At 69.0% G+C, this 3,908-nt stretch carries 5 protein-coding genes and 1 pseudogene; 1 reads left to right on the top strand and 5 read right to left on the bottom strand.

Features of this window, described 5'->3' with window-relative positions; genetic code table 11:
• A partial coding sequence (locus F6X68_RS31435; RefSeq protein WP_225852545.1) for a protein-L-isoaspartate O-methyltransferase occupies nt 1–1,044 on the top strand: 1,044 nt, incomplete at its 5' end.
• A gap of 150 nt (nt 1,045–1,194) precedes the next feature.
• Here F6X68_RS31435 and F6X68_RS31430 read toward each other — a convergent pair.
• From F6X68_RS31430 to F6X68_RS31410, 5 genes and pseudogenes are all read right to left on the bottom strand, one after another.
• Nucleotides 1,195–1,746 carry an NUDIX hydrolase gene (locus F6X68_RS31430; protein WP_151457644.1) on the bottom strand — a complete coding sequence of 184 codons (552 nt, stop codon included), beginning with the start codon at nt 1,744–1,746 and terminating at the stop codon, nt 1,195–1,197.
• Between the two features lie 54 nt (nt 1,747–1,800).
• Nucleotides 1,801–2,436 carry a nucleotidyltransferase family protein gene (locus tag F6X68_RS31425; RefSeq protein ID WP_151457643.1) on the bottom strand — a complete coding sequence of 212 codons (636 nt, stop codon included), beginning with the start codon at nt 2,434–2,436 and terminating at the stop codon, nt 1,801–1,803.
• Nucleotides 2,433–2,756 (bottom strand): hypothetical protein, encoded by a 324-nt coding sequence (locus F6X68_RS31420; protein WP_151457642.1) that lies wholly within the window; start codon nt 2,754–2,756, stop codon nt 2,433–2,435. Before F6X68_RS31420 ends, F6X68_RS31425 begins: the two co-directional genes overlap by 4 nt.
• Before the next feature lie 129 nt (nt 2,757–2,885).
• Complete coding sequence (locus tag F6X68_RS31415; protein ID WP_151457641.1) at nt 2,886–3,506, bottom strand: AAA family ATPase; 621 nt, start codon at nt 3,504–3,506, stop codon at nt 2,886–2,888.
• Nucleotides 3,507–3,517: 11 nt separating this feature from the next.
• Nucleotides 3,518–3,778 (bottom strand): annotated as a pseudogene (locus F6X68_RS31410) (ABC transporter ATP-binding protein); the annotation flags it as partial.
• Between the last annotated feature and the right edge of the window lie 130 nt (nt 3,779–3,908).

Raw genomic sequence — 3,908 nt, 5'->3', positions numbered from 1 at the left:
ACGGACCAGGTCAACCGCGTCACGCCGGAACTCTTCCGTGTACTTCGATGGACGCCCCAACGGGGACACCCCTTCCTCTGGACCAACATCCAGTCTCAGGGTGTCCACATCTCAGGGGGAAGCCCACTGCATGTGTGCGAAGGCGACCACGTGCTGGAGATCGGCACCGGCACCGGTTACTCCGGAGCGCTACTCGCCGCCCGAGCCGGCGCGACCGGACGCGTGACGAGCATCGACATCAGCGGCCACCTCGTCGATTGGGCGGACCGCCTGCACCGCCAACGCGGCGTCACCACCATTACCTGCCATACCGCCGACGGCATGAACGGTTACCCGCCACACGCTCCCTACCAGCGCATCGCCGCCTGGTGCACACCCCCACGGCTACCCCGGGCGTGGGTGGATCAACTCGCCCCAGACGGACGGATCGTGGCCTGCCTGCCCATCGCCGCGCAGCCGTCCACCACCCTGGTCACCACCATCGCGCTGACCGCAGGACAACCGCACGTCGAGATAGTCACCTTCGGCGGCTACGCCCAAAGCACCGCCACCGCCGTCGTCGACGCCCTGACCCTGCCCGGACGCTGGGTGGACCACCACACCGACCGCCCCGATCCGGCATGGATATCCATCGGCTGGCGCGTCCAGGACGACCCGCAACACACCGGCGCCCGCACCGCGCTCAACCTACTGCGCAACCCCGGTCACACCGAGACCTACCACCGCGCACCTCTGGACTGGCCGTCATGGACGGCCTACTCCGTCGTCGCTGGCGGATCTCACCGCAGCATCGCCGCCCTGGACGACGGCAAGCGCGGCATCGGGCACACCACCGCGACCACCGCAGCCGTCATCCTGACCGACGGCACCATCCTCGCCGACAGCACACGCTCACCGTCCCTGACCGCGCTGCGGTCGTGGCTGCACCGATGGGAGCGAGCAGGCCGACCCGACGCCGGCTGGTTCCGCCCCCATCTCGTTCCCAACGACGGGGAGGACCTGCCTGGCTGGGACCTACGAGTTACCGCTGGCGTCACCCTGTGACGCTCGCGGTCACCACGTCTGGTGGGACTCGCCCCCGCTGACGCGACGAGCGAAAGGTGTCAGCCCGACGTCGTACCGGTAAGAGCCGCAGCATGCAGGTCCACCGGCGGTTCGGTTCGATCAGACACCGCCCGGGACCGGCCGGAGAGATTACGCCGATGTCCTCAACGACCGCGCGATGCGGTGGCCTACGAGCCGCTCGGCCTCGCCCAGTGGATACCAAGCGGCGCCTGCCACCTCCGACTCTTGGATCGATCCCACATCAGCGCAAGCCGTGGTGAAGCAGTACCCGAAGTCGAGATGGAAGTGTTCCGGTTCGCCTTTGTCGGGGCGGGCCGGCACTTTCCCGTACTCGACGTAGGCGGGCACATGTGAGGTCGAGGCGACATCGCTGGCATCAACACCGGTTTCCTCCGCCAGTTCCCGCATCGCCGCATCGATCAGCGAGGTGTCGGTCGGCTCCAGGTGTCCTCCAGGCTGCAGCAGGATTCCATAGGCAAGGTGATCGACAAGCAGCACCTCGGCTCCGCCGCGCACCAGGAGCGCGCCTACGGTGACGTGCATCGGAAGGTGGGTCCGCGAGGTGACGTCCGCCCCTTCATGCAGCAGTTGCAGCGGCACCGACAGCGACGCGGCTTCGTGAGGGTAGGACCCGAGGTAGGCCGTCAAGACCTGCAAGATGTCCTTGTTGTCGATCGTCATGACGTCGCCTCCGTCGCAGTTTGAGTAGGGTGGTTCGGTAGCGTTGGCCCCCGGTCACCGGCCTTCCCTGCCTGCGGGTGGACTGGTGATGACGCGGACTCTCGGCCACCGCCGCGCTGGCTGAAGCCGGGCAAGCCGCTCGAGGGAGGCCTGTTCGCTGACTCGGGTGGGGTTGCGCCGCCACACGCCGTCGAGGAGATCATCGAGGCCATGCGGCGCGCACAGCGCGAGGTGGTTGTCGGGGTCGAGGTGGATCGCGACGGCGGTGGCGTACTCGGGCCAGGTCGCGACCGCCTCGGCGATGCTGCGAAACGGCGTGACCGGCGGTCCGCCGAATCGTCGCGGGTACCAGGTGTGTACGGCGGCCTGGTTCTTCGCCTCCCATGGCAGGCCCGGCTCGGCTGTGGCCAGCCGGGCGGTGGCCCGGTCGTCGTTGTCCCGGCTCAGGTCGGCGGGGTCGAAGAACGCCACGTCGACATCCCGCACCGCGCGCAGGTCGAACCCGTTTCCGTAGCGGCGTCCCCAGACCAGGTCGCGTAGGACACCGGCGCCGATCCGCGCGTTGGGCAGCCCCGAGTCCCGCACCACGGTCAGCGCCCGCATCAGCGGCAGGTCGGCCCTGATCAGCTCCCGCAACTCGTCGCCGCGCTCGATGTCTGGGTTCGCCCGGCCGGCGGGCAGCGCCGTCATAGCCGCTCCGCCCCGTCGAGGTGGTTGTGGTGCAGTCGCTGGGCGAGGTAGTCGCCCAGCGACGTCGCGTAGGGCACGTCCGGATCACCGGTCGTGCCGGCCGGAACGTAGTGGGTGCGCCGGAACGCGTCGACGAACGTGGCTGGGGGTGCTCCGGCACGAAGTGCGGTGGTGATCGCGCAGGACAGGGCGTCGGTGAGCCCGGCCAGGGTGGAGTTGTGCGTGCCGGCCCGCAGGTCGACGTGACCGAGCTCGCCGTTCGAGGTGGCGGTGGTGGCCAGCCGTCCCGGAACACCATCGATCACGAACGTGCTGGTCACCTCGGTTGTCCCTTGAGGCGTCGGTGGCGTGTCTCTCATCAATGTGGTCTTTCTTCTCTGGGTACGCCTTGAGTGCTTTGCGGTGGACACGGGCGGGTCTGAGCTGCGGGTTCCGGTCCGGAGGCGGCGTCACGGAGCCTCCGTCGCGGCGGCCGTCTGGTCGGCCTTGCGGGCGCAGTGCGGGCATCGCCGGGGGCAGGGCGTCTGCGATGCGACCGTGGTGAGACCGCTGGCGTGCAGGATCGTGGTGACCGTCTGTTCGAAGGTGCTGGTCTCGCCGATGACGGTCTCCCCGGGGATGTCGAGCAGGTCGCGGTGGGTGTACCAGGTGCGCATCTCGTCGGGGGTGACGGGGATCGGCACGTCGCGGCTGAGGTGGCGGCGGACGGTCTCGTCGAAGGACACGTCCAGGTAGAACACGGCAACCGGGCCGGGGTGGTCGTCGATGAGCTGGTGCAGCACGGCCGCGTAGCGTTCGGTGTGCAGGATGCCTTCGAGAATGACGTGGTAGCCCAGGTCGAGGGCAGTGCGCGCAGTCGCGGTGATGAACGCCGGGGCAACCGGGTCGATGCCGGCGCTGTCGTGTTCCCGGAGCACGGTCCTGCGCAGGTAGTCCTGCTCCAGTAGGGCCGCACCGCGTCCGAAACGGCGGCGTACCTCGCGGGCGGTCGTGGTCTTCCCGCTGCCGGAGTTCCCTCGAATGATCACCAACGTGGGCGGCGAGGGCTTCGTGGGGCTGGCCGTTGTCATAGCGTGCTCCGTCAGGCGGTCGCGGTCTGCCGGGCCACCACCGCGGCGGGCCCGGTGGTGTCGTAGCCGGCGGCTTGCAGGGTGAACATCTCCGCGTACCGCCCGTCGGCGTTCATGAGCTGGTCGTGGGTGCCGGTTTCGACGAGTCGGCCGTGGTGCAGGACGTAGATGCGGTCGGCGTGGCGGACGTTGGCCAGCCGGTGGGTGATCAGGATGGTGATGCCGTGCCCCTGCCGGTCTCAGATGGCCTGGAACAGGGCGTCCTCGGCGCGGGAGGTGTCCCTATGGGTTTCGTCAAGCGGGGACCGGGCTGGTGGGGCGTGGCTGGTAGGGGATCTTGTCGCGGAGCATGGCGTATAGGACGTCGCAGCGGCGTCGGGCGAGGCAGATGAGGGCGGCGTT

This window comes from Micromonospora sp. AMSO12t, from assembly GCF_008806585.1.
Classification (GTDB): domain Bacteria; phylum Actinomycetota; class Actinomycetes; order Mycobacteriales; family Micromonosporaceae; genus Micromonospora; species Micromonospora reichwaldensis.
The sequence above is the reverse complement of the archived record's forward strand: the minus strand, read 5'-3'. Positions and strand labels throughout refer to the sequence as shown.